Below are 14,918 nucleotides of genomic sequence, written 5' to 3'. Positions count from 1 at the left end.
CGGGCAATACTGCACGGCCCCTCCTCGTGTATTAAATCGAATCGGCAGCAGAAATGGGGATATATTCCCATCGCCGATTCCCTCTAAAACTGGGAGAAAAACTTATGGCTCAAGCCGTTAGAATAAACGATATTATTCAATCCTTTGGAATTGATACGCATATCGACTACACCGACGGAAAATATTCCAATGTCGGAGAAGTTGTCAAAGCTTTAGACTATCTTGGCCTTGATGCGGTCCGCGATCACGCCCCCAACTCCGCTTCCGATCCTAACGGTCAAACCCATCTCGGCGATGCTGCCGAAGCCGGCGTGCAGTTCGTCTTCAGCGCCCAGCGGGAAGTGGACCCCACCACGCTCGCCCAGCGGCTGCATACTTTCGTGCAGGCCCATCCGGGGTCGGTCGTCGGCATCGAGGGGCCGAACGAAGTCAATAACTGGCCGGTCAGCTATCACGGTCTTAGCGGCCAGGCAGCCGCGGTCGCCTATCAAAAGGACCTGTCTGCCGCCGTCAACGCCGATCCCTTGCTGAAGAACATCCCGGTTCTCGGCTTTACCGGATATACGGTCGCATCCGCCTCCGACTACACGACGATCCATACCTATGCGAAGGATGGCGACCAGCCATTCTCGTGGCTTTCCCGCGAAGCCGGCGTTCAGCGCGCTGCCGATCCGGGCAAGCCGCTGGCCATCACCGAGACCGGTTACCACACCTCCCTCACCGCCGACACCAATGGCGGCTGGGAAGGCGTCAGTGAAGCGACGCAGGCAAAGCTGGTGCTCAACACGCTGATGGACGGCGCAGCACTCGGATCGAAGCAGACATTCATCTACGAGCTGCTGGACGCCTATTCCGATCCGCAGGGCGCCAACCAGGAGAAGCATTTCGGGCTTTTTCATCTCGACTATTCAGCCAAGCCGGCGGCAACGGCGATCCACAATCTCACTGAAATACTGGCGGACGACGGCGCGGCAAAGGCGAGCTTCAGCGCAGGGGCCCTCAATTATTCGATCGACGGCATGCCGTCTTCGGCCCACAGCTTGCTCACCGAAAAATCGGACGGCAGCTACCAGATCATTATCTGGAACGAGCCCGACATCTGGAACCAGTCCACCGACACGGCCATTCAGGCCGCGACGACGGGCGTCAAGGTCAATCTCGGGGCCTCGTTCGGCTCCGTGAAGGTTTTCGACCCGGTGAGCGGGACGACGGCGATCAAAAGCCTCAGCAATGTGTCGTCGCTGACAGTGGATGTCGTCGACCATCCGGTTATCATCGACATCGGCGGCGGCAGCGCCAGCACGCCGCCAACGGCCGCCAGCCATATCTATGGCGGCACGGGCAACGACATATTCACCGTGAGCAGCCCCACTCAAATCGTCGACGAAAGCCGGGGCGGCGGAACCGATACGGTCATGTCGTCGATCAGCTTCAGCCTCAAGGATACGACGCATACGATCGGCAACGTCGAGAACCTGACGCTGACCGGCACCGCCAATCTGAACGGCACCGGCAATGGCCTGGCAAACGCTCTCGTCGGCAATTCCGGCAACAATATCCTTGATGGCAGCACTGGCGCCGACCATATGTCGGGCCATGCCGGCAACGATACTTATGTGGTCGACAATGCGGGCGATTTTGTCGATGAAACAGGGGCGTCCGGCAAGGACACCGTCAAGGCTTCGACTTCCTTCAGCCTGGCCGATCAGAAGCGCACGGGCGGAACGATCGAGAACCTCGCCTTGACCGGAACGGCCAATCTCAGCGCGACAGGCAACAACACCGCCAACGTTCTCACCGGCAACGACGGCAGCAACACGATCAATGGCGGCAAAGGGGCTGACCAGTTGACCGGCGGCCTCGGCAACGACAAGCTGATCGGCAAAGCCGGCGCAGACACGCTGACCGGCGGCGGTGGAGGCGACAGCTTTGTCTTCGATGTAAAGCCCGACAATGTCAGCGTCGACAAGATCGTCGACTTTTCCTCCGCGGCGGGCGACAAGCTGCTGCTCGACCATTCGATTTTCGCCGCGCTCAGCCTATCTCGATTTTCGGATGAGAATTTCGTGCAGGGAACGAGAGCGCTCGAGGCGGATGACAAGCTGATCTACGATCAGGCCAGCGGCAGACTCTCCTATGACGCGGATGGAAGTGCGGCGGGTGCGGCAGTCCATGTTGCTGATCTCGACAATTCTGCGGCGCTTCACTTCAAAGATTTCGGGCTTGTCTGATGCGGCCGGCCCGTCGTCTTCTGACGGCGGGCTCTCACACACGCGCGTTTCCGGGCTCCCCTTGCCGGCGTGACATTCCCGGCCACATTCCTCTGTTGACGCAACTCGCAGCACCGGAGAAGCCTTTGCCCTGGATCGCCTATATCGCCCATTTCATCGCCGCGGCGTTTCTGACCAACGGCATCCCGCATTTCGTCAACGGCGTCAGCGGCCGGCGTTTCCGCATTCCGTTCGCACCGCGGGCGCAGTTCAGCTCGCCGACGACGAATGTCGTCTGGGGCTGGGCGAATTTTCTCATTGCCTTCCTGCTGTTTGCCAATATCGGGCCACTCTATATCGGCGCGCCGGGCGATACGATCTTCCTCGCGGCCGGTACGCTTGTCACCGGCCTCCTGCTCGCCCGGATTTTCGACGGCGACAGCTGACATAGATAACTTGCATGATGATAGTCACTGCTGTAGTGACGTGATCCATGCAGCGGACGAGCTTCAGCCAATTCAAATGCCCGGCGGCGCGCGCGCTCGACAGCGTCGGCGACTGGTGGAGCATCCTCATCCTGCGCGACGCCTTTCAGGGGCTGTCGCGCTTCGACGATTTCCAGAAGAGCCTCGGGGTGGCGCCGAACATCCTGACGCGGCGGCTGAAACACCTGACGGATCAGGGACTGTTTGAACGGCGGCTCTACCATCAGCGCCCTGCCCGCTACGAATATCGGCTGACGGACAAGGGCCGCGATTTCTTTCCGGTGCTGATGACGCTGTTTTCCTGGGGAAGCCGGCACATCCCGGAGGAAGACCTCGCCTATCTGCTCGGCGATGCCGCCTCCGGCAAAGCGCGCGAGGCGGTGCTGGTCGACGCGCGGACCGGCGAACAAGTGACACCCGAAAACACCAGCCTGCTTGCAGGCCCCGCCGCCGATGACGAGGTGCACAAGCGGATCGCCCGCATGCGCGCCTGGTATCTCGGCATCGACGCATAAAGAGGAAAATATCATGGATCGCATCGTTGTCACCGGCATGGGACTTGTGTCACCACTCGGCACCGGCGTCGAGCTCGCCTGGAAGCGGCTTCTTGACGGCGGTTCGGGGCTGAGGGTGCTTTCGGACGGTGTCGTCGGCGAACTCCCGGCCAAGGTCGGCGGCATCGTTCCCGGCAGCGCCGAGGATGCAGAGAGCGGTTTCGATCCCGACCGTTACATCACCCCTAAGGACCAGAAGAAGATGGACCGCTTCATCCAGTTCGCCATCGCGGCGACGGAGGAAGCGGTGAAGCAGGCCGGCTGGATGCCGACCGACGAAGCGAAACGCGAACGCACCGCAACGATCATCGCCTCGGGCGTCGGCGGCTTCCCGGCGATCGCCGAAGCGGTGCGGATCGGCGAGACGCGCGGCGTGCGGCGGCTGTCCCCCTTCACCGTGCCCTCCTTCCTCGTAAACCTCGCTGCCGGCCAAGTCAGCATCCGCTACCGCTTCAAGGGGCCGCTCGGCGCTCCGGTGACGGCATGTGCGGCCAGCGTCCAGGCGATCGGCGATGCTGCGCGGCTGATCCGCTCCGGCGAAGCGGATGTGGCAATCTGCGGCGGTGCCGAGGCCTGTATCGACAAGGTAAGCCTCGGCGGCTTTGCCGCCGCTCGCGCGCTTTCCACCGGTTTCAACGACACCCCGGAGCTGGCGTCGCGGCCCTTCGACACGGCGCGTGACGGTTTCGTCATGGGCGAAGGCGCCGGCATCCTGGTCATCGAAACACTCGAACACGCGCTTGCCCGCGGCGCCACACCGCTCGCCGAACTCGTCGGTTACGGCACGGCGGCGGACGCCTACCACATGACCTCAGGCCCCGAAGACGGCGACGGCGCGCGCCGGGCGATGGAGGCAGCGCTCAAGCAGGCGAAGATCCCGGCTTCGGAGGTCAAGCACCTCAACGCGCATGCGACCTCGACACCGGTCGGTGACCGGGGCGAGATCGCGGCGATCGCCACGGTCTTCGGCCGCAATGGCGACATTGCCGTCAGTGCGACAAAATCGGCCACCGGCCATCTGCTCGGGGCCGCCGGCGGGCTGGAAGCGATCTTCACCATCCTGGCGCTGCGCGACCAAATCGCGCCGCCGACCCGCAACCTTGATGAGGCCGACCCTGATGCCGACGGCATCGATATCGTCGGCAAGACGGCGCGGCCGCTGGCAATGGACTATGCCATCACCAACGGTTTCGGCTTCGGCGGCGTGAATGCCAGCGCCCTCTTCCGGCGCTGGTCATAAAGTCCACTTTTCTTGCGCCAGAAATGGCCTACACTTCTGCTCTATCGGGTCTTTCCCCCGATAGAGCCGGAGATCTCCCATGCGCGCCTTCTTCGCAGTTCTCGTTCTGTGTGCCGCGTTCATCCTCCCCGCTGTCTCGGCCCTTGCCGAAGATCCGATCGACACGACGCGAACGATGATCGAGGAACAGATCACAGCTTTCCTCAAGGACGATGCCGAAGCCGCCTATTCCTACGCTGCTCCCGGCATCAGGGCGATGTATCCCGACAAGAACCTGTTCTTCGCCATGGTGAAAAAGAGCTACGAGCCGGTCTATCATCCCGGCAACTACGCCTTCGGCCGCAGCCGCTCGATCGACAACGGCGCGCTGATCTATCACGAGGTGCTGATTTCAGGCCGCGACGGCAAGGACTGGACGGCGATCTACCAGATGACTCGACAGCCAGACGGCAGCTACAGGATCAACGGCGTGCAGATCATGCCGGATGCCGACAGCAAGGGCATCTAAAGCATGTCGCGCAAAAGCGGGCAGCGGTTTTGCGATAACGACATGCGAAAAAATAAAGAGCTGGAGCGCGACAGCCGCACCTGAAAGATCGCGACGCGGTTTAGCGGATTAAGCATCCCTGCAGATTAAAGTTGTGTCCGGCGCTGCTGGAACGTACGGGCTCATGTGGTTCTGTCCCAGCGGTTGAAAACTCAATGCTCATTTCATTCAAGTGGTTGGTCACCGCCGCGGCGATCGGCTTTGCCGTCATGCCGGGTGTTGCGCAGGCGGAATCCTTTTCAAAGCTTGCACGGCGGGATTACGCCATCGGAAAACTCACCAAGGGGAAGTCCGGCGGCTACGGCTGGGTCGTCTCGAACGGCAGCAAGCGGTTCTTCTGCCGGCTGGATGCCAGCCTGGCTTATGTCAACAAGAAAGAGATGGTGAGCATCCTTGCAAGCGGACGGCTCATCAAGCTGAACCGCGCCGCGTTTGAGGCATCGATCGGTGGCCCTGATCCGTCCATACCGCAATGGAGCGATCTTCAGGCCGGCCGCGTCAAGCCGGCAGATGTCGGGAGCTGCACACCAGCTCCCTGATTAAAGGGCGTCGCATAGAGCGAGAGATAGATCAAACGGGTTGAAGATCGCCTCTTGCCCATTCTTCCTGCGTCTCCGCCATGAAATCGGCGAAGCGGCCTTCGGCGATTGCCTTGCGGATACCCTGCATCAATTCCTGGTAATAGGCGAGATTGTGCCAGGAGAGCAGCATGCCGCCGAGCGCCTCGTTGGCGCGGACGAGATGGTGCAGGTAGGCGCGCGAATAGTCGCGCGAGGCCGGGCAATTCGACTGTTCGTCGAGCGGGCGCATATCCTCGGCATGACGGGCATTGCGGATATTGACCTTGCCGCGGCGGGTAAAGGCCAGGCCATGGCGGCCGGAACGGGTCGGCATGACACAATCGAACATGTCGATGCCGCGGGCGACGGATTTCAGCATATCGTCCGGCGTGCCGACGCCCATAAGGTAACGCGGCTTTTCCCCCGGAAGTACCGGCAACGTCGTTTCCAGCATCTGCAACATGACGTCCTGCGGCTCGCCGACGGCAAGGCCGCCGATGGCATAGCCCTTGAGATCGAGTTGGCTCAGCGCCTCAGCCGAACGGATGCGCAGCGCCGGAATATCGCCGCCCTGGACGATGCCGAACATTGCCTTTCCAGGCTGTTCGCCGAAGGCGACCTGGCAGCGCTCGGCCCAGCGCAGCGACATTTCCATGGCGCGCTCGATCTCCTTCGGCTCGGCCGGCAGCGCCACACATTCGTCGAGTTGCATCTGGATATCCGAGCCGAGCAGCCCCTGGATTTCAATCGAGCGTTCCGGCGACATATGATGCAGGCTGCCGTCGACATGCGATTTGAAGGTGACGCCCTGCTCATCAAGCTTACGCAGGCCGGACAGCGACATGACCTGGAAGCCGCCGGAATCCGTCAGGATCGGGTGCTCCCAGCGGATCAGCTTGTGCAGACCGCCGAGGCGGGCGACGCGCTCGGCGCTGGGGCGCAGCATCAGGTGATAGGTATTGCCGAGGATGATGTCGGCACCGGTTTCGCGCACCTGGTCGAGATACATCGCCTTGACGGTTCCCACCGTGCCGACGGGCATGAAGGCCGGCGTCCGGATCGTGCCGCGCGGCATGGAAATCTCGCCGAGGCGCGCACCGGCATCGGTCTTGTCAAGTGTGAATTGGAAGTTCTCTGTCATTTGTCTTTCCGGAAAAGAAGGCTCGCGTCGCCGTAAGAGTAGAAGCGGTAGCCCGTCGCAATGGCGTGGTTGTAGGCCGCATGCATGGTCTCAAAGCCGGCAAAGGCCGAGACCAGCATGAACAGCGTCGAGCGCGGCAGATGGAAATTGGTCATCAGCATGTCGACCGATTTGAAACGGTAACCGGGCGTGATGAAGATGCCGGTGGCGCCGCTCCAGCCGCGGATCTCGCCGCTCTCTTCCGCAGCACTCTCGATCAGCCGCAGCGAGGTGGTGCCGACGCAGACGATACGCCCGCCCTTTGCCTTGACGGCGTTCAGCCGTGCCGCGGTCTCAGCGCTGACGGTGCCGCCTTCCAGATGCATCCGGTGGTCGTCGGTATCGTCGGCCTTGACAGGCAGAAAGGTGCCGGCGCCGACATGCAGCGTAACGAAATGGCGTTCAATGCCAGCTTTGTCGAGCGTCTCGAACAGGCCGGGCGTGAAATGCAGGCCGGCGGTGGGCGCAGCGACGGCGCCCTCCTCGCGGGCATAGATCGTCTGGTAATCCGCGCGGTCGCGCTCGTCCTCGGGCCGCTTGGCGGCGATATAGGGCGGCAACGGAATGTGACCGACGGCGGCAATCGCCTCGTCGAGCGCCGGGCCGGAAAGATCAAATGCGAGCGTCACCTCGCCGGCCTCGCCCTTTTCCTCGACGGTGGCGTCGAGCGAGCCGAGCAAGCAGCTTTCGCCGCTATGGCCGAAGGCGATGCGGTCGCCCTCCTTGATGCGCTTGCCGGGCTTGGCAAACGCCTTCCAGCGGCTCGGGCCGACGCGCATGTGCAGTGTTGCCGACACCTGCTGGCCGCCGGCGCCGTCCCGATGGCGGATGCCCTCGAGCTGGGCCGGAATGACCTTGGTGTCGTTGAAGACCAGCGCATCACCCGCCCGCAGGAACGACGGCAGATCGCCGACGCGATGATCAGAAAGCACGCGTTCCGCATCAGGCACGCTTTCCGCGTGGGGATTGACGACGAGCAGGCGCGCGCTGTCGCGCGGCTCGGCGGGCCGCAATGCGATGCGTTCATCGGGCAGATCGAAATCGAAAAGGTCTACGCGCATAAGGGTACTTTCAAAGCGAAACCCGCCCCCACGCGGTTAGGCGCAAGAGCGGGTTTCAGCAGAAATCACAATCAGACGTCGGCGGCAACCCGCATCGAGACGATCGAATCCGGATCGGAAACCGGCTCGCCGCGCTTGATCTTGTCGACGTTGTCCATGCCTTCGATGACCTGGCCCCAGACGGAATACTGCTTGTTCAGCCAGGGTGCATCGGTGAAGCAGATGAAGAACTGCGAATTGGCCGAGTTCGGGTTCTGCGAACGGGCCATCGAGCAGGTGCCGCGCGTATGGGTCGTCGCGGAGAATTCAGCCTTCAGATCCGGCTTGGAGGAGCCGCCCATGCCGGCGCGGCCGGGATTGAAGGTTTCCGAACCTTTCTTGCCAAATTCGACGTCGCCCGTCTGGGCCATGAAATCCTGGATGACGCGGTGGAAGACGACGCCGTCATAGGCCTTCTCGCGGGCGAGTTCCTTGATGCGGGCGACATGCTCCGGGGCGACCTGCGGCAAAAGCTGGATGACGATCTTGCCCTTGGTGGTTTCCAGAATGACGGTGTTTTCGGGATCCTTGATCTCGGCCATTGTCTTCTCCTCTTGTTTCTCTGGTAACTTACTTCTTGCCCAGGGTAACCTTGACCATCCGGTCGGGGCTTTTGACTTCGCCGTTCTGGCCTTCGCCGCGCTTGATCTTGTCGACATTCTCCATGCCGGAAACGACCTTGCCGACGACGGTGTACTGGCCGTTGAGGAAGGAGCCTTCGGCGAACATGATGAAGAACTGCGAATTGGCGGAATTCGGATCCTGCGAACGAGCCATGCCGACGGTGCCGCGCACGAACGGGGTCTTGGAGAACTCGGCCGGAATATCAGGCATATCGGAGGAGCCGGTGCCGGCGAGGCTCGCATCGAAACCCTTTTCCATGTTGCCGTATTTGACGTCGCCGGTCTGGGCCATGAAGCCGTCGATGACGCGATGGAAGGCGACGTTGTCGTATTCGCCCTTCTTGGCCAGCGCCTCGATCTGAGCGACATGCTTCGGCGCAACCTCAGGCATCAGCTGGATGACGACAGGGCCGTTCTTCAGCTGGATGGTTAGATAATGATCAGCCGACTGGGCGAACGCATCCCCCGCGAAGGAGGCGAGATATAGCACGCCGGCAAATGCGAGATAAAACAGTTTCATATGGGCTCCGTTGCGGCGGGTTCCGCCTGGTCTTTGCGCTTGCTAGTCTTTGCGTTTGTTGGTTTTGGCGCTTGCTATTCTGGGCGCTTGGATGTGAGGGCTTGCAAGACGGCGGCCGGCACGAAAGCGCTGACATCGCCGCCCATGGCGGCGATCTGGCGGACCAATGTGGCGGTAATGGGCCGCGAGGCCGTGCCCGCCGGCAAAAAGATGGTCTGGATATCGGGCGCCATCGTCCTGTTCATGCCGGCCATCTGCATTTCATAATCAAGATCGGTGCCGTCGCGAAGACCGCGGATCAGAAGCGTGGCGCCATGGCTGCGGGCGGCATCGACAACCAGATTGTCGAAGGCGACGACGTCGATGTCGCCGGTCTTGCCGGGCAGCGCTTGCGCCAGGGAACGGCGGATCAGTTCGGCTCTCTCCTCGAAGGAAAAGAGCGGCGCCTTGCCGGGATGGATGCCGATCGCGACGATCACCTTTTCGGCGACGTTCAGCGCCTGGACCAGAACATCCACATGCCCATTGGTGATCGGGTCGAAGGACCCCGGATAAAAAGCTGTCGTCATCTGGCCCGACCGTTGGTTTGACGCCTTTTGTCACGGATGCCGCCTTGCCGCAAGTGATTTGGCCAATCGTCCCGGACGGTTGAACGGCCCGTTCAAGGCGGTTTCAGACGGGATCTGCTTAACTCAAATCATCAAGACAGCCGATGCCATTCCGGCATCCGGCGCCCCCTCGAAAGACCAAGTCCATGCTGATCGTGCTCGTTGCACTTGCCGTCGTTTCCTCCCTCGCCGCCGAGCTGGCCTATGGCTATTTCGCCGATCGCTACGAGGTGAGCTGGGTGCGGCCGGCGCTTGCCGAGCATGCGGCGATCGTGCGCGCTCAAGGCCGGCTGCGCGAAAAACGACGTTCGAATCTGAACGCCAGATGAACGAGACATTCAAGGAGGCTTCAGATCGGCGTTGGTAAACACCCGTCAACATCCGGCGGAACCATTTTAAAACGGATGCGTTCATTCAACCGACACATAGATGCGATTATCGCGGCAGGAAGGACTAAAGATGCCCGGCAAGATTACGATGATTAACGTGCTCTGGATGGTAATGGTCACGGGCATGCTGACTGCAACTGTCGCTCTCTATGATCAGAAGATTGATACGTCCAAGGTTTATGGTCCCTATGCTTCGGCCCGGACGGCCGTACTGGGCCAGTACTGAGGGGCGGGAACGCAACTCCCCAGGAAAGGAATGCCTATGTTCACGATCTTGACAGTGCTCACGGCCCTTATCAGCGTCATGTTCATCGTGTCAGTAACCTCGACGATATCAGCGCTCCGGCGCGAAGGCGAAGAGGTAAAGGCGCTGAACGAAAAACATAGAGCGTTCTGACTTTCCTTTTTTACTTCCCTCTTCCCCACCTTGAGCGGCACCCTTCCGTCGCCTAAGGCCATTCAAAGCCGGATGCACCCAGCGTCCGGCTTTTTCTTTGGGCGTGGCTTTAAACCATTCCCCGGACTGAAAAGAAAAGGGCGGCTTGAAGCCGCCCCGTTCATCTGATCATTCCTCGGCGGGCCCCGGATCGCCATCGGCAATCGGCGCTTCGCCCGCAGCATCTTCGTCGGTAATAGCGGCGCCGTCGGCGACCTCGACGGCCTCCTCCGTCTCGTCCTCCTCCGGCTCGCTGATGCGCTCGACCGAAACGACCTTCTCGTCCTTGGCCGTCGAGAAGATGGTGACGCCCTTGGTGGCGCGGCTGGCGATGCGGATGCCGCCGACCGGCACGCGGATCAGCTGGCCGCCATCGGAAACCAGCATGATCTGGTCGCCGTCCTCGATGGGGAATGCCGCGACCAGTTCGCCGATCTCGCCGGTTTTCGACGTATCGGTGGCGCGAATGCCCTTGCCGCCGCGGCCGGAGATGCGGAAATCGTAGGACGACGAACGCTTGCCGAAGCCCTTTTCGGAGACGGTGAGAACGTACTGCTCAAGCTGTTTCAGCTCTTCGTAACGCTCGTCACTCAGTTGTCCCTCCTCGGTGACTTCCTCACCGACCAGCGCGATCTCCTCGGCCTCACCCGTTGTCAGACGCCGATCGTTGGCGGCGCGCTTCAGGTAGGCGGCGCGCTCCCACGGCTCGGCATTGACATGGCGGACGATGGTCATCGAGATGATGCGGTCGCCGCCGGCAAGGCTGATGCCGCGCACGCCGATCGAGTTGCGGCCGGCGAAAACGCGGACGTCGTCGACGGAGAAGCGGATGCACTGGCCGAGCGCGGTCGTCAGCAGCACGTCGTCATTTTCGGTACAGGTCTCGACGGAGAGGATTTCGTCGCCCTCCTCCTCGAGCTTCATGGCAATCTTGCCATTGCGGTTGACCTGGACGAAGTCCGACAGCTTGTTGCGGCGAACCGTGCCGCGCGTCGTCGAGAACATCACGTCGAGATTGTCCCAGCTCTCCTCGTCCTCGGGCAAGGGCAGGATGGTAGTGATGCGCTCGCCGGGTGCAAGCGGCAGCATATTGATCAGCGCCTTGCCGCGCGAGGTCGGCGTGCCGATCGGCAGGCGCCAGACCTTCTCCTTATAGACGATGCCGCGCGAGGAGAAGAACAGAACCGGCGTATGCGTATTGACTACAAATAGCCGGCTAACGAAATCCTGGTCGCGGGTGGTCATGCCGGAGCGGCCCTTGCCGCCGCGGCGCTGGGCACGATAGGTGGTCAGCGGCACGCGCTTGATATAGCCCAGATGCGAGACGGTGACGACCATGTCTTCACGAGCAATCAGATCCTCGTCGTCCATTTCGAGGCCGCCATCGATGATCTCGGTGCGGCGCGGCGTGCCGAATTCATTGCGGACAGCGAGGAGTTCGTCCTTGACGATGGTCTGGATGCGGACGCGCGAGGAGAGAATATCGAGGTAATCCTTGATCTCCTCACCGATTTTGTTGAGTTCGTCGCCGATTTCGTCGCGGCCAAGGGCCGTCAGGCGGGCAAGGCGCAGTTCGAGGATGGCGCGGGCCTGCTCTTCGGAGAGATTGTAGGTCAGGTCCTCGTTGATGCGATGGCGCGGATCGTCGATCAGACGGATCAGGCTTTCGACATCTTCGGCCGGCCAGCGGCGGGTCATCAATTCTTCGCGGGCCGACTGCGGATCGGGCGCCTGGCGGATGACGCGAATGACTTCGTCGATATTGGCGACGGCAATCGCGAGACCGACCAACACATGGGCGCGGTCGCGCGCTTTGCGCAGCAGGAATTTTGTTCTCCGGCTAACAACTTCTTCGCGGAAGGAGACGAAGGCGCGCAGCATGTCGAGAAGGGTCAGCTGTTCCGGCTTGCCGCCGTTCAGCGCCACCATGTTGCAGCCGAAGGACGTCTGCAGCGGCGTATAGCGATAAAGCTGATTGAGGATGACCTCGGCATTGGCGTCGCGCTTCAATTCGACGACGACGCGATAACCCTGGCGGTCGGATTCGTCGCGCAGGTCGGAGATGCCTTCGATGCGCTTGTCGCGCACCAACTCGGCCATCTTTTCGATCATCGTCGCCTTGTTCACCTGGTAGGGAATCTCGGTGATGATGATCTGCTCGCGGTCACCGCGCATTGGCTCGATGGCGGCGACGCCGCGCATGATGACCGAGCCGCGGCCAGTCTCATAGGCGGAGCGAATGCCGGCACGGCCGAGGATCTTCGCACCCGTCGGGAAATCGGGGCCGGGAATGATCTGGATCAGATCCTGCAGCTCGATTGCCGGATCGTCGATCAGCGCGATGCAGCCGTCGATGACTTCGGAGAGATTATGCGGCGGGATGTTGGTCGCCATGCCGACGGCGATGCCGCCTGCGCCATTGACGAGCAGGTTCGGGAATTTGGCCGGCACCACAACCGGCTCGGAGAGCGTACCGTCATAGTTGTCGCGGAAATCGACGGTTTCCTTGTCGAGATCGTCGAGCAGCGAATGGGCAGCCTTTTCGAGGCGGCATTCGGTGTACCGTTCGGCCGCCGGCGGGTCACCATCAACCGAGCCGAAATTGCCTTGGCCGTCGATCAGCGGCAGACGCAGCGACCAGGGCTGCGCCATACGGGCGAGCGCATCATAGATCGCGGAATTGCCGTGCGGATGGAATTTACCCATCACGTCACCGGTGACGCGGGCGCATTTGACGTATTTCTTGTTCCAGTCGATGCCAAGCTCGGACATGCCGTAGAGGATGCGCCGGTGCACGGGCTTCAGGCCGTCGCGCACGTCGGGCAGCGCGCGGCTAACGATGACGCTCATGGCGTAATCGAGATACGACCGCTGCATTTCCTCCATGATGGAGATGGGCTCGATGCCTGGCGGGAGCTTCCCGCCGCCGGGGGGTGTTTGCTCAGTCAAAACAGATCACGATCTCTTCTAGAATCACTTGAAGATTTATAGCGGAAAGCCCGTTGCAGCGCCAATTTCACCGGGCGTTTTGAACAGGCTTTTGCGGCTTAAAGAGGGTAAAACATGCAAGTTGCGCGGCCGAACCGGACAAATCCGCCGCGGGCCGCCGCGGGATATTTGCCAAATCGGAATCGCCGCTTCACAATCATAAAACCACGCATAAAAACCACCCGACTATATGGGGTTCCGGAGAGACGATGGCAAGCGCCGACCAATTGATCAACGCCTTCACGACGCTGCTGGTCACCATCGATCCGCCGGGGCTCGCACCGATCTTCCTGGGGCTGACGATGGGCATGAGCCGCGCCCAGCGCACGCAGGTGGCGCTGCGCGGCTCGGTTATCGCCTTCATCATCCTCGCCGTCTTCGCGCTGTTTGGGGCCGGCGTACTCGGCGTGCTCGGGATTTCGATCGGCGCCTTCCGCATCGCCGGCGGTCTGCTGCTGTTCTGGATCGCCTTCGAGATGGTCTTCGAAAGACGCCAGGAACGCAAGGAGAAGGCCACCGAAGCGGCCATCACCAAGGATCACATCGAGAATATCGCCGTCTTCCCGCTAGCCTTGCCGCTGATTGCCGGCCCGGGCGCCATCTCGGCGACGATCCTGCTTGCCGGCACGCTCGCCACCTCCATCGGGAAAGCCCAACTGATCGGCGTCATTGCCGCCAATCTGCTGCTGACCTTCCTAATGCTGCTGATCGCCGAACGGCTGGACCGTTTCCTCGGCGTCACCGGCCGGGCAATTCTGACGCGGCTTCTCGGCGTTATCCTCGCGGCCCTTGCCGCACAGTTCGTCGTCGACGGGGCGAAATCGGCGTTCAATCTGATCAGCGCAACGCCGCACTGAAAACGGCATCCGCCGCGAGATCAAAGAAAAAGAGCATGACGCCGTTAAAGACGTCATGCTCTCGGATAAATCATAAACCACGAACGGCCGATCAGAACGGGATGTCGTCGTCGAGATCCCGCGAGAAGTTGCCACCGCCGCCACCGCCGCGGCTTGGCGATGATGAGGGAGCCGGGGCGCCGTAGTCGTCGCCATAATCATTGCTGCTGCTGCCGCCACGGCCGCCACCGGAGCTTGCACCGCCGCCTTCACCGCGGCCGTCGAGCATGGTCAGCGTCGAACCGAAGCCCTGCAGCACCACTTCCGTCGAGTAGCGGTCCTGTCCCTGCTGGTCCTGCCACTTACGGGTCTGCAACTGGCCTTCGATATAGAGCTTGGCGCCCTTCTTCACATATTGCTCGACGACCTTGCACAGGCCCTCGTTAAAGACGACGACAGTGTGCCATTCGGTCTTTTCACGACGCTCGCCGGAATTGCGGTCGCGCCAGGTCTCCGAGGTCGCAATACGAAGATTGGCGATCGGCCGGCCATCCTGGGTGCGGCGGATTTCCGGGTCCGCACCGACATTTCCGATCAGAATTACCTTGTTTACGCTACCAGCCATGCTCTCACCCTACCTGC

15 protein-coding genes and 1 pseudogene are annotated in these 14,918 nt (G+C 61.5%); 9 read left to right on the top strand and 7 right to left on the bottom strand.

All coding sequences use genetic code 11. The annotated features are described in order from the left end of the window. Positions 1-104: 104 nt before the first annotated feature. From HJB89_RS25785 to HJB89_RS25760, 6 genes are all read left to right on the top strand, one after another. Positions 105-2,231 (top strand): calcium-binding protein, encoded by a 2,127-nt coding sequence (locus HJB89_RS25785; protein ID WP_221150729.1) that lies wholly within the window; start codon positions 105-107, stop codon positions 2,229-2,231. 125 nt (positions 2,232-2,356) lie between these two features. Continuing rightward, positions 2,357-2,656: a hypothetical protein gene (locus tag HJB89_RS25780; RefSeq protein ID WP_221150728.1), complete on the top strand. Its 300-nt coding sequence runs from the start codon at positions 2,357-2,359 to the stop codon at positions 2,654-2,656. Between the two features lie 47 nt (positions 2,657-2,703). Next, a complete protein-coding gene (locus tag HJB89_RS25775) occupies positions 2,704-3,210 on the top strand; it encodes a helix-turn-helix domain-containing protein (protein ID WP_221150727.1) in 507 nt (168 codons plus the stop codon). 13 nt (positions 3,211-3,223) lie between these two features. Beyond that, on the top strand, positions 3,224-4,489 hold the full coding sequence (gene fabF, locus HJB89_RS25770; protein WP_221150726.1) for a beta-ketoacyl-ACP synthase II: 1,266 nt from the start codon (positions 3,224-3,226) through the stop codon (positions 4,487-4,489). 79 nt (positions 4,490-4,568) lie between these two features. Then, entirely contained in the window at positions 4,569-4,997 is a 429-nt protein-coding gene (locus HJB89_RS25765) for a DUF4864 domain-containing protein (RefSeq protein ID WP_221150725.1), read from the top strand. A 194-nt stretch (positions 4,998-5,191) separates the two neighbouring features. After that, a complete protein-coding gene (locus tag HJB89_RS25760) occupies positions 5,192-5,575 on the top strand; it encodes a hypothetical protein (protein WP_221150724.1) in 384 nt (127 codons plus the stop codon). Between the two features lie 31 nt (positions 5,576-5,606). On the opposite strand, the gene tgt is transcribed toward HJB89_RS25760, so the two are convergent. The 5 genes from tgt to coaD all read right to left on the bottom strand — a co-directional run bounded on the left by tgt (position 5,607) and on the right by coaD (position 9,588). Beyond that, positions 5,607-6,737, bottom strand: a complete 1,131-nt coding sequence (gene tgt, locus HJB89_RS25755) for a tRNA guanosine(34) transglycosylase Tgt (protein ID WP_221150723.1) — start codon at positions 6,735-6,737, stop codon at positions 5,607-5,609. Further along, positions 6,734-7,837, bottom strand: a complete 1,104-nt coding sequence (queA, locus tag HJB89_RS25750) for a tRNA preQ1(34) S-adenosylmethionine ribosyltransferase-isomerase QueA (protein WP_221150722.1) — start codon at positions 7,835-7,837, stop codon at positions 6,734-6,736. The genes tgt and queA overlap by 4 nt, the downstream gene beginning before the upstream one ends. A 71-nt stretch (positions 7,838-7,908) precedes the next feature. Continuing rightward, entirely contained in the window at positions 7,909-8,418 is a 510-nt protein-coding gene (locus HJB89_RS25745; RefSeq protein WP_007628975.1) for a peptidylprolyl isomerase, read from the bottom strand. 28 nt (positions 8,419-8,446) lie between these two features. Further along, entirely contained in the window at positions 8,447-9,019 is a 573-nt protein-coding gene (locus HJB89_RS25740) for a peptidylprolyl isomerase (protein WP_207580474.1), read from the bottom strand. 74 nt (positions 9,020-9,093) lie between these two features. After that, the gene (gene coaD, locus HJB89_RS25735; protein ID WP_207584232.1) at positions 9,094-9,588 is read right to left on the bottom strand and encodes a pantetheine-phosphate adenylyltransferase; all 495 of its coding nucleotides are present in this window, start codon (positions 9,586-9,588) and stop codon (positions 9,094-9,096) included. Between the two features lie 79 nt (positions 9,589-9,667). Here coaD and HJB89_RS25730 point away from each other — a divergent pair. Together HJB89_RS25730 and HJB89_RS25725 are read left to right on the top strand one after the other, a co-directional pair. Next, positions 9,668-9,956, top strand: a pseudogene (locus HJB89_RS25730) (hypothetical protein). 130 nt (positions 9,957-10,086) lie between these two features. Then, the gene (locus HJB89_RS25725) at positions 10,087-10,242 is read left to right on the top strand and encodes a hypothetical protein (RefSeq protein WP_003586478.1); all 156 of its coding nucleotides are present in this window, start codon (positions 10,087-10,089) and stop codon (positions 10,240-10,242) included. A 339-nt stretch (positions 10,243-10,581) separates the two neighbouring features. Here the strand turns inward: HJB89_RS25725 and gyrA are convergent, their stop codons facing one another. Next, positions 10,582-13,401 (bottom strand): DNA gyrase subunit A, encoded by a 2,820-nt coding sequence (gyrA, locus tag HJB89_RS25720; protein ID WP_207584231.1) that lies wholly within the window; start codon positions 13,399-13,401, stop codon positions 10,582-10,584. A 248-nt stretch (positions 13,402-13,649) separates the two neighbouring features. Here gyrA and HJB89_RS25715 point away from each other — a divergent pair, with 248 nt between their 5' ends. Further along, positions 13,650-14,297: a MarC family protein gene (locus HJB89_RS25715; RefSeq protein ID WP_207584230.1), complete on the top strand. Its 648-nt coding sequence runs from the start codon at positions 13,650-13,652 to the stop codon at positions 14,295-14,297. A 91-nt stretch (positions 14,298-14,388) separates the two neighbouring features. Here HJB89_RS25715 and HJB89_RS25710 read toward each other — a convergent pair whose 3' ends face one another. Further along, on the bottom strand, positions 14,389-14,901 hold the full coding sequence (locus HJB89_RS25710) for a single-stranded DNA-binding protein (protein WP_207584229.1): 513 nt from the start codon (positions 14,899-14,901) through the stop codon (positions 14,389-14,391). Positions 14,902-14,918 lie beyond the last annotated feature (17 nt).

It is taken from the genome of Rhizobium sp. NZLR8 (assembly GCF_019685025.1).
In the GTDB taxonomy this organism is placed as follows: domain Bacteria; phylum Pseudomonadota; class Alphaproteobacteria; order Rhizobiales; family Rhizobiaceae; genus Rhizobium.
Note: the sequence above shows the minus strand (reverse complement) of the source record. Positions and strands in the feature narration are given on the sequence as shown.

Coding starts and splice junctions, on each gene's coding strand:
- HJB89_RS25785 (WP_221150729.1), top strand. CDS start 105: ATGGCTCAAGCCGTTAGAATAAACGATATTATTCAATCCTTTGGAATT.
- HJB89_RS25775 (WP_221150727.1), top strand. CDS start 2,704: ATGCAGCGGACGAGCTTCAGCCAATTCAAATGCCCGGCGGCGCGCGCG.
- fabF (WP_221150726.1), top strand. CDS start 3,224: ATGGATCGCATCGTTGTCACCGGCATGGGACTTGTGTCACCACTCGGC.
- HJB89_RS25765 (WP_221150725.1), top strand. CDS start 4,569: ATGCGCGCCTTCTTCGCAGTTCTCGTTCTGTGTGCCGCGTTCATCCTC.
- HJB89_RS25760 (WP_221150724.1), top strand. CDS start 5,192: ATGCTCATTTCATTCAAGTGGTTGGTCACCGCCGCGGCGATCGGCTTT.
- tgt (WP_221150723.1), bottom strand. CDS start 6,737: ATGACAGAGAACTTCCAATTCACACTTGACAAGACCGATGCCGGTGCG.
- queA (WP_221150722.1), bottom strand. CDS start 7,837: ATGCGCGTAGACCTTTTCGATTTCGATCTGCCCGATGAACGCATCGCA.
- HJB89_RS25745 (WP_007628975.1), bottom strand. CDS start 8,418: ATGGCCGAGATCAAGGATCCCGAAAACACCGTCATTCTGGAAACCACC.
- HJB89_RS25740 (WP_207580474.1), bottom strand. CDS start 9,019: ATGAAACTGTTTTATCTCGCATTTGCCGGCGTGCTATATCTCGCCTCC.
- coaD (WP_207584232.1), bottom strand. CDS start 9,588: ATGACGACAGCTTTTTATCCGGGGTCCTTCGACCCGATCACCAATGGG.
- HJB89_RS25725 (WP_003586478.1), top strand. CDS start 10,087: ATGCCCGGCAAGATTACGATGATTAACGTGCTCTGGATGGTAATGGTC.
- HJB89_RS25715 (WP_207584230.1), top strand. CDS start 13,650: ATGGCAAGCGCCGACCAATTGATCAACGCCTTCACGACGCTGCTGGTC.
- HJB89_RS25710 (WP_207584229.1), bottom strand. CDS start 14,901: ATGGCTGGTAGCGTAAACAAGGTAATTCTGATCGGAAATGTCGGTGCG.